This is a genomic window from Pseudomonas reinekei, assembly GCF_001945365.1.
Lineage (GTDB): Bacteria > Pseudomonadota > Gammaproteobacteria > Pseudomonadales > Pseudomonadaceae > Aquipseudomonas > Aquipseudomonas reinekei.
Genome location: NZ_MSTQ01000004.1, coordinates 377,403 through 399,549, shown reverse-complemented (window position 1 = coordinate 399,549; position 22,147 = coordinate 377,403). Strand labels below are relative to the sequence as shown.

21 protein-coding genes and 1 other RNA gene are annotated in these 22,147 nt (G+C 60.5%); 7 read left to right on the top strand and 15 right to left on the bottom strand.

From position 1 onward, the window contains the following. Positions 1–61: 61 nt before the first annotated feature. Together ffs and BVK86_RS08735 are read left to right on the top strand one after the other, a co-directional pair. An RNA gene (gene ffs, locus BVK86_RS08740) (signal recognition particle sRNA small type) lies at positions 62–158 on the top strand. 437 nt (positions 159–595) lie between these two features. Beyond that, positions 596–2,284, top strand: a complete 1,689-nt coding sequence (locus BVK86_RS08735) for a putative bifunctional diguanylate cyclase/phosphodiesterase (protein ID WP_075946033.1) — start codon at positions 596–598, stop codon at positions 2,282–2,284. Positions 2,285–2,305: 21 nt separating this feature from the next. On the opposite strand, the gene BVK86_RS08730 is transcribed toward BVK86_RS08735, so the two are convergent. Further along, entirely contained in the window at positions 2,306–3,046 is a 741-nt protein-coding gene (locus BVK86_RS08730) for a substrate-binding periplasmic protein (RefSeq protein WP_075946032.1), read from the bottom strand. Positions 3,047–3,169: 123 nt separating this feature from the next. Here BVK86_RS08730 and dnaX point away from each other — a divergent pair, with 123 nt between their 5' ends. The 5 genes from dnaX to BVK86_RS08705 all read left to right on the top strand — a co-directional run bounded on the left by dnaX (position 3,170) and on the right by BVK86_RS08705 (position 8,895). Next, complete coding sequence (gene dnaX / locus BVK86_RS08725; protein ID WP_075946031.1) at positions 3,170–5,254, top strand: DNA polymerase III subunit gamma/tau; 2,085 nt, start codon at positions 3,170–3,172, stop codon at positions 5,252–5,254. A 67-nt stretch (positions 5,255–5,321) separates the two neighbouring features. Further along, complete coding sequence (locus BVK86_RS08720) at positions 5,322–5,660, top strand: YbaB/EbfC family nucleoid-associated protein (protein WP_056856987.1); 339 nt, start codon at positions 5,322–5,324, stop codon at positions 5,658–5,660. A gap of 189 nt (positions 5,661–5,849) precedes the next feature. Further along, complete coding sequence (locus BVK86_RS08715; RefSeq protein ID WP_075946030.1) at positions 5,850–6,887, top strand: NADP-dependent oxidoreductase; 1,038 nt, start codon at positions 5,850–5,852, stop codon at positions 6,885–6,887. 75 nt (positions 6,888–6,962) lie between these two features. Continuing rightward, on the top strand, positions 6,963–7,565 hold the full coding sequence (gene recR, locus BVK86_RS08710; RefSeq protein ID WP_075946029.1) for a recombination mediator RecR: 603 nt from the start codon (positions 6,963–6,965) through the stop codon (positions 7,563–7,565). A 181-nt stretch (positions 7,566–7,746) separates the two neighbouring features. Continuing rightward, entirely contained in the window at positions 7,747–8,895 is a 1,149-nt protein-coding gene (locus tag BVK86_RS08705; RefSeq protein ID WP_075946028.1) for an acyl-CoA dehydrogenase family protein, read from the top strand. Between the two features lie 134 nt (positions 8,896–9,029). On the opposite strand, the gene BVK86_RS08700 is transcribed toward BVK86_RS08705, so the two are convergent. The 14 genes from BVK86_RS08700 to ccoN form a co-directional block, all read right to left on the bottom strand. After that, entirely contained in the window at positions 9,030–9,578 is a 549-nt protein-coding gene (locus BVK86_RS08700; RefSeq protein ID WP_075946027.1) for an adenine phosphoribosyltransferase, read from the bottom strand. A 79-nt stretch (positions 9,579–9,657) separates the two neighbouring features. Next, complete coding sequence (gene fnr, locus BVK86_RS08695; protein ID WP_075946026.1) at positions 9,658–10,392, bottom strand: fumarate/nitrate reduction transcriptional regulator Fnr; 735 nt, start codon at positions 10,390–10,392, stop codon at positions 9,658–9,660. A gap of 92 nt (positions 10,393–10,484) precedes the next feature. Next, the gene (gene hemN / locus BVK86_RS08690) at positions 10,485–11,867 is read right to left on the bottom strand and encodes an oxygen-independent coproporphyrinogen III oxidase (RefSeq protein WP_075946119.1); all 1,383 of its coding nucleotides are present in this window, start codon (positions 11,865–11,867) and stop codon (positions 10,485–10,487) included. A 139-nt stretch (positions 11,868–12,006) separates the two neighbouring features. Next, positions 12,007–12,690 (bottom strand): sulfite exporter TauE/SafE family protein, encoded by a 684-nt coding sequence (locus BVK86_RS08685; RefSeq protein WP_075946025.1) that lies wholly within the window; start codon positions 12,688–12,690, stop codon positions 12,007–12,009. Then, on the bottom strand, positions 12,683–12,901 hold the full coding sequence (ccoS, locus tag BVK86_RS08680) for a cbb3-type cytochrome oxidase assembly protein CcoS (protein ID WP_047531427.1): 219 nt from the start codon (positions 12,899–12,901) through the stop codon (positions 12,683–12,685). The genes BVK86_RS08685 and ccoS overlap by 8 nt, the downstream gene beginning before the upstream one ends. Before the next feature lie 22 nt (positions 12,902–12,923). Then, positions 12,924–15,374: a heavy metal translocating P-type ATPase gene (locus BVK86_RS08675; protein ID WP_075946024.1), complete on the bottom strand. Its 2,451-nt coding sequence runs from the start codon at positions 15,372–15,374 to the stop codon at positions 12,924–12,926. A 174-nt stretch (positions 15,375–15,548) separates the two neighbouring features. Then, positions 15,549–16,088 carry a FixH family protein gene (locus BVK86_RS08670; protein WP_075946023.1) on the bottom strand — a complete coding sequence of 180 codons (540 nt, stop codon included), beginning with the start codon at positions 16,086–16,088 and terminating at the stop codon, positions 15,549–15,551. Between the two features lie 11 nt (positions 16,089–16,099). Then, complete coding sequence (gene ccoG / locus BVK86_RS08665; protein WP_075946022.1) at positions 16,100–17,515, bottom strand: cytochrome c oxidase accessory protein CcoG; 1,416 nt, start codon at positions 17,513–17,515, stop codon at positions 16,100–16,102. 205 nt (positions 17,516–17,720) lie between these two features. After that, complete coding sequence (locus BVK86_RS08660; protein ID WP_075946021.1) at positions 17,721–18,131, bottom strand: type II toxin-antitoxin system VapC family toxin; 411 nt, start codon at positions 18,129–18,131, stop codon at positions 17,721–17,723. Continuing rightward, positions 18,131–18,385 (bottom strand): type II toxin-antitoxin system Phd/YefM family antitoxin, encoded by a 255-nt coding sequence (locus BVK86_RS08655; protein WP_075946118.1) that lies wholly within the window; start codon positions 18,383–18,385, stop codon positions 18,131–18,133. The genes BVK86_RS08660 and BVK86_RS08655 overlap by 1 nt, the downstream gene beginning before the upstream one ends. A gap of 161 nt (positions 18,386–18,546) precedes the next feature. Beyond that, positions 18,547–19,530, bottom strand: coding sequence for a cytochrome-c oxidase, cbb3-type subunit III (gene ccoP, locus BVK86_RS08650; protein ID WP_075946020.1), 984 nt, complete (start codon positions 19,528–19,530; stop codon positions 18,547–18,549). Then, positions 19,527–19,712, bottom strand: coding sequence for a CcoQ/FixQ family Cbb3-type cytochrome c oxidase assembly chaperone (locus tag BVK86_RS08645; RefSeq protein ID WP_003175465.1), 186 nt, complete (start codon positions 19,710–19,712; stop codon positions 19,527–19,529). The genes ccoP and BVK86_RS08645 overlap by 4 nt, the downstream gene beginning before the upstream one ends. A gap of 5 nt (positions 19,713–19,717) precedes the next feature. Then, a complete protein-coding gene (ccoO, locus tag BVK86_RS08640; protein ID WP_010456412.1) occupies positions 19,718–20,326 on the bottom strand; it encodes a cytochrome-c oxidase, cbb3-type subunit II in 609 nt (202 codons plus the stop codon). Next, positions 20,326–21,768, bottom strand: coding sequence for a cytochrome-c oxidase, cbb3-type subunit I (gene ccoN, locus BVK86_RS08635; RefSeq protein ID WP_075946019.1), 1,443 nt, complete (start codon positions 21,766–21,768; stop codon positions 20,326–20,328). The genes ccoO and ccoN overlap by 1 nt, the downstream gene beginning before the upstream one ends. Positions 21,769–22,147 lie beyond the last annotated feature (379 nt).

The following is a 22,147-nucleotide window of genomic DNA, read 5'->3' as shown; positions in this document are numbered from 1 at the left end:
TTCGTCTCAGATAGGTACAATGGCGCGGCTCGCCGTCAGGTGAGCGTCGTTATGGTGACCCCATCGGTCCCCCCGCAACGATTACCCGTGAACCTGGTCAGATCCGGAAGGAAGCAGCCACAGCGGGAACATTGTGTGCCGGGGTGTGGCTGGTGGGGTTGCCTCCATAACGTACCGCGAGTCTTCTCTCGCGTTATCTGAATAAAATACTTTTTATTGCGCTGCCATGGATCTGGTCCATAGCGGTTTTTTGCCGTCTGCAAATTGGTAAGGCGACGTAAATTTGAGCTGGCGCGCCCAACGGATTAACCTGCGGCTCGCTTTAGGGGTTGGACGTTCACCGGCGGATGTTTTGCGGCAGGTAGCGGCATGATCACTGACCTTTCCTTGCAAAATGTACCGCATCTCGTAGAATCGCCGCCGGAAACGGGCATTTAATGGCCTTTTTTCAGTCGTTCGATCTATAAAATCAAAGCCAGCATGGCGTCCGCTCACAGGGTTGCGTGAGTCTTTGGGCCGCCGTGGTATCCCGCGGATTGTCAGCGGTATATCGCCGCTTCTGCGCCGCCAATGTTAGCAACAGCGAGTCTGACTCATGGATGAGAAGTACCGCAGGGCCGTGGATGCCGCCGCGATTTTTTCCGAAACCGATCTGTCCGGCCGGATTACCCACGTCAACGACCAATTTTGCGCCATCTCCGGCTATAGCCGGGAAGAGCTGCTGGGGCAAAATCATCGTCTGCTCAATTCCGGCACCCATTCGACCGAATTTTTCGCTGGCATGTGGCGCACCATCGCCCTGGGCAACGTGTGGAAAGGCGAAATCTGCAATCGCGCGAAAGATGGCAGTCTGTATTGGGTCGAAAGCACGATGGTGCCGGTCCTCGACAAAGCCACCGGGCGGGTTGAGCGGTATTTGTCGATTCGCTTCGATATCAGCGAAAAGCGTCAACTGCTGCATACCCTGCAATGGCGGGTCGGGCACGACGTGTTGACCGGTCTGCCCAATCGCGCCTTTCTTTCCGATTTGCTCGATCAGGCGCTGGAGTTTTCACGACAGGAAAACATCCCGCTGGCGGTGTGCATGCTCGACCTTGACGGTTTCAAGGCGGTTAACGATGGCTACGGGCATGCCACCGGCGATTTATTGTTGGTCGAAGTGGCCAAACGATTGCGCAGTATCATTCGCGCCGAGGATGTCGTGGCGCGGCTGGCCGGTGACGAGTTTGTGCTGGTGCTGCGTTACGTGCGTGACCTGCCGGAGTTGCGTGCGGCGTTGAACCGGGTGCTGGGCACGATTTCGGCGCCATACTCGCTGCACGGCAAGGACATCAATGTGTTTGCCAGTATTGGCGTCACGCTGTTCCCCCATGACAACGAAAATGCCGAAACCCTGCTGCGTCACGCGGATCAGGCGATGTATGTGGCCAAGCAAAGCGGTCGCAAGCGTTTTCACCTGTTTGATGTATCCCGGGACCAAGAGGTCAAGGCCACTCACCAGACTGTCGAGCGGGTGCGCCAGGCGCTGAACAACCATGAGTTGCGCCTGCACTTCCAGCCCAAGGTCAACATGCGGCGCGGCGAGGTGGTCGGGTTCGAAGCATTGCTGCGCTGGAAGCACCCGCAAAACGGCATGCTGGCTGCCCGGGACTTTCTGCCCCTGATAGAGGAAACAGACCTGATCATCGATATCGGTGAGTGGGTGATGGATCAGGTGTTGTTGCAGTTGGACCTTTGGCGTCAGGCCGGATTTGACTGGCCGGTGAGCGTGAACATCGCAGCACGGCATTTTCAGCGGGCGGACTTTGTCGACCGGCTTAAAAGCGCATTGGCCCGGCATGCGCGGGTGGCCCCGCAGAGGCTTGATCTGGAAATCGTCGAGTCGGTGGCCGTCGAGAACATCCAGCACGTCGGCGAGTGCTTGCGGGCCTGTCAGGCACTGGGCGTGCAGTTTTCGTTGGGTGACTTCGGCACGGGTTACTCGTCCCTCAGCTATCTCAAGCGGTTGCACACACAAACGATCAAGATCGATAAGTCGTTTGTGCGGGACATTTTGCATGATGGCGATGACCTCGCCCTGACCACGGCGGTCATCGGCCTGGCCCGGGCATTTGGCCGACAGGTGATTGCCGAGGGCCTGGAAAGTATTGAGCACGGTGAATTATTGCTGCGCCTGGGGTGCGAGGTGGCGCAGGGGTACTTCATTGCTCACCCGATGCCATCCGCCGATGTGCCAGCGTGGGTAGAGGGGTTTGTCGCACCGCCGCAATGGCGCAATTGTTGACCGGCCTGCGCATTCGGCGGGTCAGGATTTATCGCCGATATAAAGCCGGATGATGTCATCGATTTCACCGGACATTTTCATCCGTAACAACGTCCGCAGAATTCGCTGCACCGGGACTTTCGGATCGTTGCGCACATAGCAGCCGACACTCTGCTCCTGTAAGACCGCCACACTCAGTAATTGCTGCTGCGGTAACAGGCGCTGGTTGTACCAGTCCAATGTCCATTGATTGCTGACCGCATAGCGGTTGCGACCGGCATTCAGCTTTTCCAGCACCTGCGCCTGATTGCGCGCGTCATCGCGGTGCAGGCGCTTTGCGTCGAACAGCGGTTGCAGGGTCTGGTAGTTGTAGCCCAGAACAGTGCCGATCAATTGGGGGTGCAGGTTTGCAGGCACCACCGGCTCGGCTTGGGCAGGGCGGCTGATCAACAGGTCAGGCTGCGTCCACAGCGGGATACTCCAGATGTAATCGCCGGACTGATTCGGCAGCCACGATTGCGCGGCATAGCAACGCACATCGACTTCGCCATGTTCCATGGCATTTTGCACTCGCCCTCGGGGCAATACATGAAATTCGGCCGGGATGCCGACTTGAGTCGCCAGACTGATCATTACGTCGTAAAGGATGCCCTGGGTCGGCCGGCCATGCTCGAGGTGCACCATCGGCATCGTCCAGCTGTCAGGCACCACGAAGCGCAACGGCGCATCATCGGCCGCGGCGTCCAGGCTGATCAACAGCAATGCCCCCAAGGTCAACCGCATAAACGCTCCAATAAACCCGCACAAAATGCAGCTTAGCCAGATTAGACGAGGACACCGGATGCAATTTTGGCCTTGCTCCGCTAGCATTAGCCGCTTCTGCTTCCTTCGCTGCGACGGTTTTCGATGAGTTATCAGGTTCTTGCACGTAAATGGCGTCCGCGCTCGTTCCGCGAAATGGTCGGCCAGACCCATGTGCTCAAGGCTCTGATCAATGCCTTGGACAGCCAGCGGCTGCACCATGCCTACCTGTTCACCGGTACGCGCGGGGTTGGCAAGACCACCATTGCGCGGATCATCGCCAAATGCCTGAACTGTGAAACAGGTATCACTTCGTCGCCGTGCGGTGAGTGTTCGGTGTGCCGCGAAATCGATGAGGGCCGTTTTGTCGACCTGATCGAGATCGACGCCGCAAGCCGGACCAAAGTCGAGGACACCCGCGAGCTGCTCGACAACGTGCAATACGCTCCGAGCCGCGGGCGCTTCAAGGTCTACCTGATCGACGAAGTGCACATGCTCTCCAGCCATTCCTTCAATGCGCTGCTGAAAACCCTCGAAGAGCCGCCGCCGTACGTCAAGTTCATCCTGGCCACCACTGACCCGCAGAAACTCCCTGCAACGATTCTGTCGCGTTGCCTGCAGTTCTCCCTGAAGAACATGACCCCGGAGCGAGTGGTCGAGCATTTGACCCACGTACTGGGCGTCGAGAACGTGCCGTTCGAAGACGATGCGCTGTGGCTGCTGGGCCGTGCCGCCGATGGTTCGATGCGCGACGCCATGAGCCTCACCGACCAGGCGATTGCTTTCGGCGAAGGCAAGGTCATGGCCGCCGACGTGCGGGCGATGCTCGGGACCCTCGATCACGGTCAGGTTTACGACGTCCTGCATGCGTTGATCGAAGGTGATGCCAGGGCTTTGCTCGAAGCGGTCCGCCACCTGGCCGAACAAGGTCCGGACTGGAGTGGCGTGCTGTCCGAGATTCTCAATGTGCTGCACCGTGTCGCCATCGCCCAGGCCCTGCCTGAGGGCGTCGACAATGGTCACGGTGACCGTGACCGGGTGCTGGCGCTGGCCCAGGCGTTGCCGGCCGAAGACGTGCAGTTCTACTACCAGATGGGCCTGATCGGCCGCCGCGATTTGCCGCTGGCGCCGGATCCCCGTGGCGGGTTTGAAATGGTGCTGCTGCGGATGCTCGCCTTCCGACCGGCAGACACCGCGGATGCCCCGAGGCAACCGCTAAAGCCAGTGGGGATCAGCCAGGCCACAGTTGATTCCGCAAATTCAGTGGCTGCCGCGCCGGTTGTTGCGCCGGTGGTCGCTGCGGCAGTTACATCGACACCCGTTGCCGCCATCGCACCAGCCGCGCCGGTGGCTCCAGCACCTGAGCCTGAGCCGGTTGAAACGGTCGTTGAGCCCGAGCCTGTGGTCGAAACGGTGGTGGTCGAAGAAGTGGTCGACCTGCCGTGGAATGAACCGGTCGAGCCTGCCCCGGCTCAGCAGCCAGCGGTTGAGCCTGTACTGGAAACCACCAGCGAACAGCCCGAATTGCCACCGATGCCGTTGCCGACGCCTGACAGCGTGGTGCCGGACGCGCCTGAGTGGGCCGCTGCGCCGATTCCGGAGCCGACCGTGGCAGAGGTCGATGCTGCGACGCCAGGCATCGACCTGGATGACGAGCCTCCGCTCGACGAGGACTACATCGAGCCGGATATGGATTCGGCCTACAGTTACCTCGACGAACTGGCCAGCGAGCATGCCGCCGAGCCCCCACCGGAACCTGAACCTGAGCCCGCAGCGGCGCCGGCCACCGGCCTGGCCCTGCAATGGCTGGAGCTGTTCCCCAAGCTGCCGATCTCCGGCATGACCGGCAGCATCGCCGCCAACTGCACACTGATCGCCGTGGATGGCGACAACTGGCTGTTGCACCTGGACCCGGCTCACAGTGCCTTGTTCAACGCGACGCAACAGCGCCGGCTCAACGATGCCTTGAACCAGCATCACGGCCGCACCCTGACCCTGACCATGGAGCTGATCAAGCCCGAGCAGGAAACCCCGGCCCAGGCGGCGTCCCGCCGTCGTGCCGACCGTCAGCGCGAGGCCGAGGAGTCGATCCACGGTGATCCGTTCATCCAGCAAATGATGCAGCAGTTCGGTGCGGTGATCCGTAACGATACTATTGAACCTGTCGAAGCTCTGGTCAGTCAGGGCTAATAACTGAGGGCGTTCGGCCGTCAGGGCCGGACGCTGTTTTAATCCAAGTACTTTTGAGGTGATTCCCATGATGAAAGGTGGCATGGCCGGCCTGATGAAGCAGGCGCAGCAGATGCAGGAAAAAATGGCCAAGATGCAGGAAGAACTGGCCAACGCCGAAGTCACCGGTAAAGCCGGTGGCGATATGGTCACCGTGGTGATGACCGGTCGTCATGACGTCAAGCGCGTGACCATCGACCCGAGCATGGTCGAAGGCCTGAGCGAAGATGATCGCGAGATGCTGGAGGCAGTGTTCGCCGCCGCCGTCAACGACGCCGTGCGCAAGATCGAGGCCAACAGCCAGGACAAAATGTCCGGCATGACCGCAGGCATGCAACTGCCGCCGGGCATGAAACTGCCATTCTGATTCGCCTTCGGGGGACAGATGAGCTACAAAAAATGCCAGGCATCGCGCCTGGCATTTTTATTTGTGGCTGTTGGTACAGGCTGTCTGATGGGACGCCATCGCGGGCAACTGCTGAATCATCGAACCCACCACCGCCACAAAGGTCTGCTCCCTATATCACCCACCTCATCGATGAAAGGAGACGCTGACATGTCCGACCCCATGACACTCAACCAACGTATCGTCCTGGTCTCACGCCCGGTGGGCGCGCCGACGCCGGAAAACTTCCGTCTGGAACGGGTCGCTTTGCCCGATCTTGCCGACGGTCAGGTGCTGCTCAAGACCCTCTATCTGTCGCTGGACCCCTACATGCGCGGGCGCATGAGCGATGCTCCGTCCTACGCCGCTCCGGTGGAAATCGGCGATGTAATGACCGGTGGCGCTGTCAGCCGTGTCGAGCGTTCGCTCAACCCCAAGTTTCAGGAAGGCGACCTGGTGGTAGGTGTCACGGGCTGGCAAAGCCACAGCATCAACGACGGTCGCGGCATTATTCCGGTCCCTAAAGGCTTGCCGAGTCCATCCATGGCCTTGGGTGTGCTGGGCATGCCGGGCATGACGGCCTATATGGGCTTGATGGATATCGGCCAGCCGAAGTCCGGTGAAACCCTGGTCGTCGCGGCGGCCTCTGGCGCGGTGGGTTCGGTGGTTGGCCAAGTGGCGAAGATCAAGGGCCTGCGTGTGGTCGGCGTGGCGGGCGGTGCGGACAAATGCCGTTACGTAGTCGAGGAGTTGGGTTTCGATGCCTGCGTCGACCACAAGAGCGCAAGTTTTGCCGACGATCTGGCCCAAGCCTGTCCCAAAGGCATTGATATCTACTACGAAAACGTCGGCGGCAAGGTGTTCGACGCCGTGGTGCCGTTGCTCAATCCCAAGGCTCGGATCCCGTTGTGCGGGCTGATTGCCTCGTACAACGCCAGCGAAGCGCCAAGCGGGCCGGATCGCTTGCCGCTGTTGCAGCGCACGCTGCTGACCAAGCGTGTACGGATTCAGGGTTTTATCGTGTTCGATGACTATGGTGATCGTCAGCCGGAATTCATCAGTGCGATGGCGCCGTGGGTGCGTGATGGCAAGGTGAAATTCCGTGAAGACGTGGTCGATGGTCTGGAGAACGCACCGCAAGCGTTCATTGGTCTGCTGGAAGGGCGTAATTTCGGCAAACTGGTGGTGCGCGTCGCCCAGAGCGAGTAATTGGCGACGTAATTTGACGCTAAACGGAGGCGCGGGTATAAACCGCGTCTCGTTGTTTTGTCGGACTTTTTCCTCATGAGCTTCAGCCCTTTGATTCGCCAACTGATCGACGCCCTGCGAATTTTGCCTGGCGTGGGTCAGAAAACCGCCCAGCGCATGGCGTTGCAGTTGCTCGAGCGTGACCGCAGCGGCGGCTCACGACTGGCGCTGGCCCTGAGCCAGGCCATGGAAGGGGTCGGTCACTGCCGTTTGTGCCGCACGCTGACCGAAGACGACCTCTGCCCGCAATGCGCCGATACCCGCCGCGATGACACGCTGCTGTGCGTCGTGGAAGGGCCGATGGATGTCTACGCTGTGGAGCAGACCGGTTTCCGTGGCCGCTACTTCGTACTCAAGGGGCATCTGTCGCCCCTTGATGGCCTGGGGCCGGAAGCCATCGGCATTCCACAATTGATGGCGCGGATCGAAGAAGCGGGCAGCTTTGCCGAAGTCATTCTGGCGACCAACCCGACGGTGGAAGGCGAGGCCACGGCTCACTACATCGCCCAGTTGCTCAGCAGCAAAGGCCTGATCGCCTCGCGTATCGCCCATGGCGTACCGTTGGGTGGCGAGCTGGAGTTGGTGGATGGCGGGACGCTGGCGCATTCGTTTGCCGGGCGAAAGCCGATCAGCTTGTAATTTTGTCTCGTCTGAGTTGACGCCATCGCGGGCAAGCCCGCTCCCACAGGCGTTACGCTGAACCTGTAGGAGCCGGCTTGCTGGCAATGCTGGCACCTCGCTCCTCCAGATTCACACAATCTTGTTGAAAACCAAGCAAGCGCTCGGTTAACTTCGCTGAACCCTTCAGTGGAGTTCGCCGATGTCTGCCTTTCAGGAATACTTCGACCCCAGCCACCAAATGGTCCGCGACAGCGTCAGACGTTTCGTGGAGCGTGAGATTCTTCCGGACATCGATCAGTGGGAAGAGGCCGAAAGCTTTCCCCGTGAGCTCTATCTGAAGGCCGGTGCGGCGGGAATTCTGGGCATCGGCTACCCGGAGTCTTACGGTGGCAGCCACGAAGGCGACCTGTTCGCCAAGGTTGCCGCCAGCGAGGAGCTGATGCGCTGTGGCTCGGGCGGCCTCGTGGCAGGGCTTGGCTCGCTGGACATCGGCCTGCCGCCGATACTGAAGTGGGCCAGGCCGCAAGTCCGTGACCGAGTGGTGCCGCAGGTGCTGGGCGGGGAAAAGATCAGTGCCTTGGCCATCACTGAGCCCGGGGGCGGCTCCGACGTGGCCAACCTGCAAACCCGCGCCGTGCGTGAGGGTGATTTTTACCGGGTCAGCGGCAGCAAAACCTTCATCACCAGCGGCGTGCGTGCCGATTACTACACCGTTGCCGTGCGCACCGGTGCGCCGGGTTTTGCCGGCATCAGTCTGTTGTTGATCGAGAAGGGCACACCCGGTTTCACGGTGGGGCGGCAGTTGAAGAAAATGGGCTGGTGGGCGTCGGACACGGCTGAATTGTTCTTCGATGATTGCCGGATTCCTGTAGGAAACTTGATCGGCGCAGAGAACATGGGCTTCGCCTGCATCATGGGCAACTTCCAGAGCGAACGCCTGGCGTTGGCCCTGATGGCCAACATGACCGCGCAACTGGCGCTTGAGGAAAGCCTGAAGTGGGCACGGGCGCGAGAGGCTTTTGGCAAACCGATCGGAAAATTCCAGGTGATCAAGCACCGCCTCGCCGAGATGGCTACGCAACTTGAGGTTTCTCGGGAGTTCACTTATCGCCAGGCGGCAAAAATGGCGGCGGGGCAGAGCGTGATCAAGGAGATATCCATGGCCAAGAATTTTGCCACCGACACGGCGGATCGAATCACGACCGATGCGGTGCAAATTCTGGGCGGGCTGGGGTATATGCGCGAAAGTCTGGTGGAACGGTTGTATCGGGATAACCGGATTCTGTCGATCGGCGGGGGGACGCGGGAAGTGATGAATGAAATCATCAGCAAGCAGATGGGGCTCTGAACGTCGGTGTAACGACTGACGCCATCGCTGGCAAGCCAGCGCCTACAAAGATCTGCGTTGTACACACATCCAGTGCATGACATAGAACCCTGTGGGAGCTGGCTTGCCAGCGATGGCGCCAGTGAAGGTGCCGCTTACTTGTCAGTCAGCGCAAATTGCGTCAGGCAAAACGTCGGGATGCCCATGTCTTGCAGGCGTTGCGAACCGCGCAGTTCCGGCAGGTCGATGATCGCCGCCGCTTCATGCACCCGCGCACCCATGCGCCGAATCAGGTTCGCTGCAGCGATCAACGTACCGCCAGTGGCGATCAGGTCATCGAACATCACCACCGAATCGCCTTCGCACAAGCTGTCGGCGTGCACTTCGAGGAATGCTTCGCCGTATTCGGTCGCGTAACCCTCGGCCAACACGTCCGCCGGCAGCTTGCCTTGCTTGCGGAACAGCACCAGCGGCTTGTTCAACTGATAGGCCAGCACCGAACCGATCAGGAACCCACGGGCATCCATCGCGCCAATGTGAGTGAAGTCGGCCTCGACGTAACGGTGAGCGAAACTGTCCATCACCAGGCGCAGCGCCGTGGGCGACTGAAACAGCGGAGTGATGTCACGAAATATCACGCCCGGCTTGGGAAAGTCGATCACGGGGCGGATGAGGGATTTGATGTCGAAGGAGTCGAAGACCATCGTCGGGTGTCCTGGCAGGGCTGCAAACGACGCAGTATAACGGCGGCTGAACCGTTTCGCTCAGCCGCAACCGCTTGTTTCAGCTTTCCAGTGAGCCGCCGGCCAGAGCACAGAGCTGGATCGGGTCGAGGATGCGGATCTCCTTGCCCTCGGCGGCGATCAGTTCGTTCTGCTGGAAGCGTGTGAACACCCGTGACACGGTTTCCACCGCCAGGCCCAGGTAGTTGCCGATTTCGTTGCGTGACATGCTCAGGCGGAACTGGTTGGCCGAGAAGCCCCGGGCGCGGAAACGTGCCGACAGGTTGACCAGAAACGTGGCGATGCGCTCGTCGGCGGTTTTCTTCGACAGCAGCAGCATCATTTGTTGATCGTCGCGGATCTCGCGACTCATCACGCGCATCAACTGACGGCGCAGTTGCGGCAGTTGCAGCGCCAGTTCGTCGAGACGCTCGAAGGGGATTTCACACACCGAAGTGGTTTCCATCGCCTGTGCCGACACCGGGTGTTTTTCGGTGTCCATGCCCGACAGGCCAACCAGTTCGCTCGGCAAGTGGAAACCGGTGAGCTGTTCTTCGCCGGCATCGCTGAGGTTGAAGGTCTTGAGCGCGCCGGAGCGCACCGCGTAGACCGAGTCGAACGTGTCGCCCTGGCGGAACAGATACTCACCCTTTTTCAGCGGGCGGCCACGTTTGACGATTTCGTCCAATGCATCCATATCTTCCAGATTCAGCGAAAGCGGCAGGCACAGCGGGGCCAGGCTGCAATCCTTGCAATGGGCCTGGTTATGAGCGCGCAATTTTACTGGCTCGGACATTTATTCAATCCTTGTGAGAAAACACACATAAGACGTAAGGGTAACTCACCCAAGGACATTGAGGCCAGTGCGTGGCGGTTTTGTCGCAGCGGTCAGATCACTCTGGAAAACCGCTGACGGCCGTGTTGTTCCAAGTACGCATCGAACACCATGCACACCGAGCGCACCAGCAAGCGCCCGGCGGGCAATACGTTGATCCTGTCGCTGTCGAGCTCGATCAAACCGTCCTCGGCCATGGCTTGCAGTTGTGGCCAGAGCTCACCGAAATAACCCTGGAAATCGATGTTGAACGCTCGTTCGATCTCAGCGAACTCCAGGCTGAAATTGCAGATCAGTTGCTGGATCACGGCACGACGCAGGCGATCATCGGCGTTGCACAGCAGGCCACGGCTGGTGGCCAGTTGCGTGGACGCCAAGGCGTTCTGGTATTGATTGAGGTCGCTGCTGTTTTGGCAGTACAGGTCGCCGATCTGGCTGATGGCCGACACGCCCAGGCCGATCAAATCGCAGTGACCGTGGGTGGTGTAGCCCTGGAAATTACGCTGCAGCGTCGACTCTTCCTGGGCAATCGCCAGATCATCGTCGGGCAGGGCGAAGTGGTCCATGCCGATATAGCGGTAACCGGCGGCGGTCAGTTGCTCGATGGTGCGCTGGAGCATGTCCAGTTTCTGCGCCGGCGTCGGTAGCTCATTGCCGTTGATCCGTCGTTGCGGCATGAAACGTTCCGGCAGGTGCGCATAGTTGAAAACCGAGAGCCGGTCCGGTTGCAGGCTGATGACTTCTTCGACCGTGCGGGCGAAGTTCTCCGGGGTTTGTTTCGGCAGGCCGTAGATCAGGTCAATGTTGATCGAGCGAAACTGCAGGGTTCGGGCGGCGTCGATCACCGCGCGGGTTTCCTCGAGGCTTTGCAGGCGATTGACCGCGCGCTGCACGGCGGGGTCGAGGTCTTGCAGGCCGATGCTGACCCGATTGAAGCCCAGTTCGCGCAGCAGGCCCATGGTCGACCAATCGGCCTCGCGCGGATCGATTTCGATGCCGTAGTCGCCCGAATCGTCGTCGAGCAGGTTGAAATGTTTGCGCAGGTGGGCCATCAACTGACGCAGCTCGTCATGGCTGAGAAATGTCGGGGTGCCGCCACCGAAGTGCAGTTGCTCGACCTTTTGCGCGGGGTCGAGGTGGCAGGCGATCAACGCGATTTCCTGTTCCAGGCGCTGCAAGTAAGGCAGGGCCCGGCCTCGATCCTTGGTGATGACCTTGTTGCAGGCGCAGTAGTAGCAGATGTTCGCGCAGAACGGTATGTGCACATACAGCGACAACGGGCGTAGCGCCTTGCGGCTGTCGCGCAGGGCGTGGAACAGGTCGAAAGTGCCGATCTGGCTGTTGAATTGCACGGCGGTCGGATAGGAGGTGTAGCGCGGTCCCGCCAGGTCATAACGGCGGATCAGATCGGTGTCCCAACGAATGGCGTCGAGCATCATGCGGGCGTTCCCCCGGATAGGCTGGCTGTGTCGGCCAGTCTAGGGGGCGGGGCGGCGCGGCATCTTGATTTGCGTCAAGGGTAAAAGGTGGTCGTGATCGGTTTTTGTGGCGAGGAGCTTGCTTCCTCGCCACAGTTCAGTGGCCCATCAACCAATGCTGATGTGGCCCTGGCAACGTCCAGATTCCGAACAGCATCACCAACATCCCGCCCGCCATGCGCACACTGCGCTTTCGCAGCAGAGCGGTCACCCGCTCGGCGGCTAATCCCGTGGCAAGCAAAACCGGCCAGGTTCCCAGCCCGAACGCCAGCATCAGCAGCGCACTGTCCAGCGCATTGCCCTGACTGGCCGACCACAGCAAGGTGCTGTAAACCAGACCGCAGGGCAACCAGCCCCAGAGCGCGCCCAGCAACAGTGCACGGGGCAGGCTCGACACCGGCAGCAGTTTGTTGGCAACCGGCTGGAGATGCCGCCAGAGGCCGCGCCCGAGGCTTTCGATGCGCGTCAGGCCGCTCCACCAGCCAGCCAGGTACAAACCCATCGCGATCAGCAGCAGCCCGGCGAGCACGCGCATGAACATCGCCGCCGGACTGTTGGCCACCGCCCAGCCAGCCAGGCCGATCAACAGTCCTGCGGTGGCGTAGCTGAGAATTCGCCCAAGGTTGTAAGCCAGCAGCAGGCGAAAGCGCCGACTGCGTTGTTCCTTGGGGATCGCCAGGGTCAATGCGCCCATCAAGCCGCCGCACATGCCCAGGCAGTGACCGCCACCGAGCAGACCGAGAATCAGCGCAGACACCAGCAGTGGCGCCAATTCAAGCATGGGGCGGGGCCTTGTCGTCGGGTTTGGCCGGATGGCCGCTGGCTTCGTCGACGGCCGCGGTGTGGTTCGGGTCCTGGTCATCGAACAGGATGCTGTGGGCCGGGCCGTCGAGGTCGTCGTACTGACCGCTGTCGACCGCCCAGAAGAAAATGTAGACAGCGATGGCCACGATCAGCAGGGCGGCCGGGATCATCACGTAGAGAGCTGGCATCTGGACTCCATGCCCGCGCGGCTCAGGCCGGCAGCGGGCGGGTTTCTGGCGTGGCGTTGGCACTTTGCACACCCGGCAGGCGGGTGAGACGGAGCGCATTGAGCACCACGGTCAACGAACTGATCGACATGCCGACCGCGGCCCACACCGGCGTGATCCAGCCGAGGGCGGCGAACGGCAACATGAGGCCATTGTACAACCCGGCCCACAACAGGTTCTCGATGATTACCCGACGGGTGCGCCGCGCCAGGCTGAACGCTTGCGCCAACGCATCGAGACGGTTGGACAGCAGCACCGCGTCGGCGCTGGTTTTCGCCAGGTCGGTGGCCGAACCCATGGCGACGCTGATGTCTGCCGCTGCCAGCACCGGTACGTCGTTGACGCCGTCGCCGAGCATCAGCACTTTGCGTCCTTCCTTGTGCAACTGTTGCAGCACTTGCAGTTTGTCGTCCGGACGCAAGCCACCCCTGGCTTCATCGATACCGAGTTCGGCAGCCACGCTGGCAACCATCGGCGAGCTATCGCCCGACAGCAGCAAAGTATGCCAGCCGCGGACCTTGCAGGCCTGCAGCAACGCGGCGGCATCAGCGCGCAGGCGGTCATCGAGGACAAACCAGGCCAACGGCCCGTGGCGGTTGCCGAGCAATAACCATTGGCCGGCTTCGTCCGGCATCACGGGCACCTCAGCGCCGCTGAGCTCACAGACAAAACCGGCATGGCCGATACGCAAGCGTTGATCACCCACCACACCTTCCAGGCCGAGCCCCGGCGTGCTGTGGACTTCTTCAGCCGCCAACGGTGCGCGGCCAAAGGCACGGGCGATCGGGTGTTCGGAGCGGTTTTCCAGTGCGGCGGCAAGCGCCAGGCACTGGTCGCTACCGAGGTCGCCGAGTGGGCGAATCGAGCGCAGCGCCAGACGCCCTTCGGTGAGCGTGCCGGTCTTGTCGAAAATCACCGTGTCGATCTGGTTCAAGCCTTCCAGCACATGGCCGCGCGTCAGCAGTAAGCCGAGTTTGTGCAGGGTGCCGGTCGCGGCGGTGAGGGCGGTTGGCGTAGCCAGGGACAGCGCGCAAGGGCAGGTGGCGACCAACATTGCCAGCACAATCCAGAAGGCCCGCGACGAGTCCAGTTCCCACCACAGCAAGCCGATGGCCGCGGCAGCGATCAGCGACAGCAACAGGAACCATTGCGCGGCGCGGTCGGCAATTTCCGCCAGACGCGGTTTTTCCGCTTGGGCACGGTCGAGCAGGCGGACGATTGCCGAGAGCCGGGTGTCCTGACCGAGCGCCTGGACTTCGATGGTCAGCGCGCCTTCAACGTTGAGGGTGCCCGCGGTCACCGTATCGCCCGGGGTACGCGCCTGCGGCAGGTATTCGCCGGTCAATAGCGATTCATCGATGCTCGATTGGCCATCGAGGATCTTGCCATCCGCCGGGAGGACCGCGCCCGGGTGCACCAGCACGTGATCGCCCACCCGCAGTTCACTCAGCAGGATCCGCTCGCTCTGGCCGTCGGCGCTGAGTCGCAAGCACGAGGCAGGCAGCAGATTGACCAGTTGCGCGGTCGCAGCGGCCGTGCGCTCGCGGGCGCGTCGCTCAAGATAGCGTCCGGCCAGCAGGAACAGCGCAAACATGCCAACCGCGTCGAAATACAGTTCCCCGACGCCGGTGATCGAGGTCCAGATCCCGGCGATGTAGGCGCTGCCAATCGCCAGCGACACGGATACGTCCATGGTCAGATGGCGGGTGCGCAGATCGCGCACGGCACCTTTGAAGAATGGCGCGCAGCTGTAGAAGACGATGGGGGTGGTGAGAAACAGCGCGACCCAGCGCAGGATCGTGTGCAGTTCGGGGCTGAGGTCGATGTTGAATTCAGGCCAGGTGGCCATGGTTGCCATCATCGCCTGAAACCACAGCAACCCCGCGACGCCGAGTTGGCGCAGAGCCAGGCGATTTTCACTGGCCAGTTGTTCGCTGGCACGGTCGGCCTGATAAGGGTGGGCGACGTAGCCGATGTGACGCAGCTCGCTGAGTAGCTTGCTCAGCGGCAGTTGTGCGTCGGCCCAGCGCACGTGCAGGCGATGGTTGGACAGGTTCAGACGGGCTTCTTCAACGCCGGGCAATGTGCGCAGGTGTTTCTCGATGAGCCAGCCGCAGGCCGCGCAGCTGATGCCTTCCATCAACAACGTGGTTTCGGCGAGTTCGCCTTCGTGGCGGACGAAGGGTTGTTGCACATCGGCACGGTCATACAACGCCAGTTCATCGACCAGTTGCACCGGCAGTGCTTCGGGGTTGGCGGAAGCTTCACTGCGGTGTTGATAATAGCTTTCCAGCCCCCCGGCGACGATCGCCTCGGCCACGGCCTGGCAACCCGGGCAGCAGAATTCGCGGGATTGCCCGAGCACGACGGCGGTGAAGCGGCTGCCGGGCGGGACGGGCAGGGCGCAGTGGTAGCAGGGGAGTGGAGTGGTCATGTGTGTTGCCATGAAAACCATTGTGGCGAGGGAGCTTGCTCCCGCTCGGCTGCGCGGCGGTCGCACATCGGCGAACTCGCTGAGACTGAAAGGACCGGTTTGCAGGTTTCGGGCGCGCTTTGCTTCCCAGCGGGAGCAAGCTCCCTCGCCACATTTGATCGCATTCGCAGGTTATTACTTCTTCAGGTCTTCCGCGCCTTGCAGCGGTTCATCACCGAGCAGCAGGTCTTTGTCATGGCTGACCAGTTCTTCTTCGAACATGCGCCAGATATGGTCGTCCTGAGTGCCCAGTAATTCGACAAACCGGCGACCGTCGATCTTGTCGCTCAACTGGCCGATGTAGCGGCCCTGTTCGGTTTCGCTGCGAGTGAGGACGATCTTGCGGTCTTTTTCCGGCTGGGTTGGCGAGATCAGGTTCAGTTCCAGGGTCTTGGGCTGGCTGTTGCCGCTCAAGCGCAGGTCGACTTCGCCGGTCACGTCATCGAGGTGCATGCTGGCGCGCAACAGCAGGGTTTGCGCCAACAATTCGCGGTCGAGGGAGCGGTTGATGCCTTTGCCGGCTTCGTAATAGTTGTCGTTGACCAGGTTGTCCGGGTTGTTCACCGCGATGGTCACCATGGACAGGGTCAAGGTCACCGAGCAGGCCAGAATCCCGATGATGATCCACGGCCAAAGGTGCTTGTACCAGGGACTTGCGGCAGTTGCTGCGGGCATGTTCACTTCTCTCAACGAATTTGGGGGCCGATGAATCGGCTCTTGGCTTCAACATGAATACTGGCGTCATCGGCATCCTTGAGGATGAATTTCACCTCATTGGTGCTCGATGGCAGGTGTTCCGGCGCCACGGACAATTCGGCTGGCTGGCTGATGATGTCGCCGGCCGCGACCTTGATCTCGCGTCGGCCCTGCAGCTTGAGATCCGGCAGACCGGTGGCTTCCAGCACATACGTGTGGTCGCGCTGATCCTTGTTCATGATCTTCAGGCTGTAGACGTTTTCGATCCGGCCTTCGGCGTTCTCGCGGTACAGCACGCGATCCTTGCTGACGTCGAAACCCACCAGCGAGCGCATGAAGAAGGCGGTCACCAGCAAACTGATCATCGCCAGCAGCACCACGGCATAGCCAATCAGGCGCGGACGCAGTTTATGGGTTTTCTGCCCGGACAGATTGTGTTCGGTGGTGTAGCTGATCAGGCCGCGCGGGTATTCCATTTTGTCCATGATGGCGTCGCAGGCATCGATGCACGCGGCGCAACCGATGCATTCGATTTGCAGGCCGTCGCGGATGTCGATGCCGGTCGGGCAGACCTGGACGCACATGGTGCAGTCGATGCAGTCACCCAGGCCCTGGGCCTTGTAGTCGACACCTTTCTTGCGTGGGCCACGGCCTTCGCCACGGCGCGGGTCGTAGGAAACGATCAGGGTGTCCTTGTCGAACATGACGCTCTGGAACCGCGCGTACGGGCACATGTAGATGCACACTTGCTCACGCAGCCAGCCGGCGTTGCCGTAGGTGGCGAGGGTGAAGAAGCCGACCCAGAAGTACGACCAGCCATCGGCTTCGCCGGTGAAGAACTCGATCACCAGTTCGCGGATCGGCGAGAAGTAGCCGACGAAGGTCATGCCGGTCACAAAGCCAATCAGCAGCCACATCGTGTGCTTGCTGAATTTGCGCAGGAACTTGTTGGCGCTCATGGGCGCCTTGTCCAGTTTGATCCGTTGGTTGCGGTCGCCCTCGGTGACCTTTTCACACCACATGAAGATCCAGGTCCACACGCTTTGCGGGCAGGTATAGCCGCACCAGACCCGACCGGCATACACCGTGATAAAGAACAGGCCGAACGCGGCGATGATCAACATGCCGGACAGCAGGATGAAGTCCTGAGGCCAGAAGGTGGCGCCGAATATGAAGAATTTGCGTTCGGGCAGGTTCCACCAGACGGCCTGATGGCCGCCCCAGTTCAGCCAGACCGTGCCGAAATACAACAGAAATAACGCGGCACCGCCCGCCATCCGCAGGTTGCGGAACAGGCCGGTGAAAGCGCGGGTGTAGATCTTTTCTCGAGAGGCGTACAGGTCGACGCTGTTGTCCGCGTTCTTGGCGGGTGGAGTGACGTCGTGTACCGGAATCTGGTTGCTCATCAATTGCATCCCACGGCAGTGGAAAAATGCCTCGGTCAGTACGTGCCGAACGAGGTCAAAAGGGGCATTGCAGTGGCGCAATGATACGCCTGTCGCTCTAGCCCAAGGGTGCGACCTTTAGTCACGTTGGGAGAAATTAAACGATGGTGTAATGACTTGAATCAATTGACTTGTGAATTATGGACGTTTTTGCGCGGCCTGACGTTCAATTGGCCCATGGGTTAATCAGCGGCACGCCACTGGCTTGAAAATCGCCGACGTTACGGGTGACGACCGTCAAGCCATGAACCAGAGCGGTCGCTGCAATCAGCGCATCGGCTTCGTTGGTGCGATCCGGAACATGCAAGCCGGCACAGCGAAGGGTCACGGCAGCGTCGATCGGCAGAATACGGGCATCGAACGCTGGAAGGACATGACGCTTGAGCCAGGTGCGCAACACTTTGCCCTGGGCGGGGTCGCGGCGCTCCATGCGTAGCACCCCCGTTTCCAGTTCTTTCAAGGTGATGGCTGAAATGTACATGCGTGGAGCGATGATGCTTTTGGCCCAGGCGACGACGTTTGCGTCTGCCTGGGGTTTGCGGAGCTCGGAAATCACGTTGGTGTCGAGTAGGTACATCAAGACAAATCCACAGGGCGATGAGTGATCACGGCGCGCTCGGTTTCGAACTCGATGTCTGCCGCTTCCGGCATGACCAGGAGCTCGACGATGTCGGCATTGATGCCCGTGAGTTTTTGGTACTCCTCAATGCTTAGCAGCACATGGGCCGGTTTGCCTCGGTCGGTGATGAAAACCGGCCCCTGACGCGTGGCTTTTTTGGCACCACTTGTGTCCTGGTTGAATTCGCGGCTGGAAATCGTGGTGATGGCCATCATGCCTGCGCCTCCTGAGTGTTTCGATGTAGAAACGTTACTACCTGATCCCGTGGCCCGCAACTTCATCGTGCGAGCACTCGACCGCCGGTCGCTGTTCGACAGATAAAAAAAAGCCCCGTCAGATGACGGGGCCTCATGTGCTGCATCAAGCGTTTGCCTTACTGGGCATCCGCCGCCGGAGCTTTCTCACCGTGAGAGAGGCTGTAGACGTAAGCGGCCAGCAGGTGAACCTTGTCGTTGCCTTGCATTTGCTCTTGCGCAGGCATCTGGCCCTGACGGCCGTAACGGATGGTCTGCTGCAGTTGAGCGAAGCTCGAACCGTAGATGAACGCGCCCGGGTGGGTCAGGTTCGGTGCGCCCATGGCCGGGGTGCCTTTGCCTTCCGGACCGTGGCAAACCGCGCAGTTGGCGGCGAACAGCTTCTGCCCTGCAACCGGGTCTGCCTTGGCGCCTTCCGGCAGCTTGCGGCCGTCCAGGCTGGTCAGGACAAACGCCGCCACGTCGGCAACGCCTTGCTCGCCAATCACTTCAGCCCACGCTGGCATGACCGCGTGACGGCCGCCCATGATGGTGGTCTTGATGGTTTCCGGCTCGCCGCCCCAGCGCCAGTCGGCGTCGGTCAGGTTGGGGAAGCCATAAGCGCCCTTGGCGTCGGAACCGTGGCAAACCGAGCAGTTGGAGGCAAACAGACGGCCACCCATCTTCAGGGCTTGCGGGTCCTTGGCCACTTCTTCGATTGGCATGGAAGCGAACTTGGCGAAGATCGGGCCGAACTTGGCATCCGACTTGGCCATTTCCTTTTCCCACTCGTGAACGCCGGTCCAGCCGGTCTGGCCGTTGGCGAACGCAGTCTGCTTCTCGTTATCCAGGTAGTTGTAACCTGGCAGCAGGCCTTTCCAGTTGCCCAGGCCCGGGTACAGCACCAGGTAGCCCAAGGCGAAAATGATGGTGCCCACGAACAGCATGAACCACCATTTCGGCAGCGGGTTGTCGTACTCCTCGATACCGTCGAAGGAGTGCCCAACCGTCTCTTCGGTGGACTCGGTGCGCTGGCCCTTTCGGGTCGACAGCAGCAGCCAGGTCAGGGAAAAGATCGTACCGAGACTGAGGACTGTGACGTACAGACTCCAGAATGTAGTCATTCTTTGTTACTCCTAGAAGCTTGCTCGACGTGCTTGATGGCTTCGGGATCATCCGCAAAAGGCAGCAAGGTCGCGTCTTCAAACTCCGACTTGCGCTTGGGGCTGAATACCCACAACGCCAGACCGATGAAGGCCACCATCACAACGACGGTGCCCAGGCCACGAATCATCCCGATATCCATTTAGATCACCGTTTGCTTTTGATGATGGTGCCCAGGCCTTGCAGATAGGCCACCAGCGCGTCCATTTCGGTTTTGCCCTTCACGGCATCCTTGGCACCGGCGATGTCTTCGTCGGTGTAAGGGACGCCGAGCGTGCGCAAGACTTCCATTTTCTTGGCGGTGTCTTTGCCGTCGAGCTTGTTTTCCACCAGGAACGGGTAGGCCGGCATTTTCGACTCAGGCACTACGTTGCGCGGGTTGTACAAGTGCGCACGCTGCCAGTCATCGGAGTAACGACCGCCGACGCGGGCCAGGTCCGGACCGGTACGCTTGGAACCCCACAGGAACGGGTGGTCCCAGACGCTTTCACCGGCAACCGAGTAGTGGCCGTAACGTTCGGTTTCAGCACGGAACGGGCGGATCATCTGCGAGTGGCAGCCGACACAACCGTTGGCGATATAAATGTCCCGGCCTTCCAGTTCAAGGGCGGTGCGCGGCTTCATGCCCTCGACCGGCTTGTTGGTGACATCCTGGAAAAACAGCGGAACGATCTGGGTCAGGCCGCCGACACTGACGGCGATAACCATGAAGAAGGCCAGCAGGCCAATATTCTTCTCGACTGCTTCATGCTTCATCAGTGAGCTCCAACTACAGCAATCTGTTCGGCGGCTTCAGCTTCGGCCGGGTTCGAGGCGCGTACGGTACGGAATACGTTGTAGGCCATGAACAGCATGCCGGTGGCGAAGAACGCACCGCCCAATGCACGAACGATGAAGCCTGGGTGGCTGGCTTGCAGCGCTTCTACGAACGAGTAGGTGAGAGTGCCGTCATCGTTGATTGCACGCCACATCAGACCCTGGGTGATGCCGTTGACCCACATCGAAGCGATGTACAGAACGGTACCGATGGTTGCGAGCCAGAAATGCGTGTTGATCAGGCCGGTGCTGTGCATCTGCGCGCGACCGAACAGTTTCGGGATCATGTGGTAGATCGCGCCGATCGAGATCATCGCTACCCAACCCAAGGCACCGGCGTGTACGTGACCGATGGTCCAGTCGGTGTAGTGCGACAGCGAGTTAACGGTCTTGATCGCCATCATCGGACCTTCGAAGGTCGACATGCCGTAGAACGCCAGGGAGACAACCAGGAAGCGCAGGATCGGGTCGGTGCGCAGCTTATGCCAGGCGCCCGACAGGGTCATCATGCCGTTGATCATGCCGCCCCAGCTCGGAGCCAGCAGGATGATCGACATCGCCATGCCCAGGGACTGAGCCCAGTCCGGCAACGCGGTGTAGTGCAGATGGTGCGGACCGGCCCAGATGTACAGGGTGATCAGCGCCCAGAAGTGCACGATCGACAGGCGATAGGAGTAGATCGGACGCTCGGCCTGTTTCGGCACGAAGTAGTACATCATCCCCAGGAAGCCGGTGGTCAGGAAGAAGCCCACGGCGTTGTGGCCGTACCACCACTGGATCATCGCATCCGTCGCGCCCGAGTAGGCCGAGTAGGACTTGAAGAAGCTGACCGGCAGGGACGCATGGTTGACGATGTGCAGCATCGCGGTCACGACGATGAACGCGCCGTAGAACCAGTTACCCACATAGATGTGCTTGGTCTTGCGCTTGACGATGGTGCCGAAGAACACCAGACCGTAGGTGACCCAGACAATGGCCAGCAGAATAGCCAGGGGCCATTCCAGCTCAGCGTATTCCTTGGTGGTGGTGTAACCCAGCGGCAAGGTAACGATGGCGCCGACGATCACCGCTTGCCATCCCCAGAAGGTGAAGGCGGCGAGGCTGTCGGAAATCAGTCGCGTTTGGCAGGTTCGCTGCACGACGTAATAAGAAGTGGCAAACAGTGCACAACCACCGAAGGCGAAAATCACCAGGTTGGTGTGCAACGGGCGCAAGCGTCCAAAGCTCGTCCACGGCAGACCGAAGTTCAACTCCGGCCAAACCAGTTGCGAGGCGATGAAGACACCGAGCCCCATGCCAAGGATCCCCCAGACCACCGTCATGATGGCGAACTGGCGGACTACCTTATAGTTATAAGCAGTCGGACTGATTGCTGTGCTCATTCTAAGGTTCCACGGTTTGGGTGTTTTATTAGGATTGAAAATCGGCCGCAAGTATGGAGAAAGCAGGGGGTCATTGCAACGCGCCATGACCTGGGTCAATGCTTTCAAAAGCTGATTCTGCGGCCTTTCCATGCGCCGCGTAAGGGCAAAATTACCCATGGACAAAGTGTCCGTGCGGAGAGATCAGGCGAGGGGGTCCGGTCGGGTGTAACTGAGTGTGTTCAAACGCAACGATTGGGTGACCGGAGGCAATTGGCGCGACAGCCGGTATCTACCAGCCTTTGCGGCCTGTCAGTCAGCCGATTCGTCGAACACGTCGTTTCTGGGTCGACCTGGAACCGGCACCGGCCAGTCCGCATCGGAGCAAGCTTAGACCCGA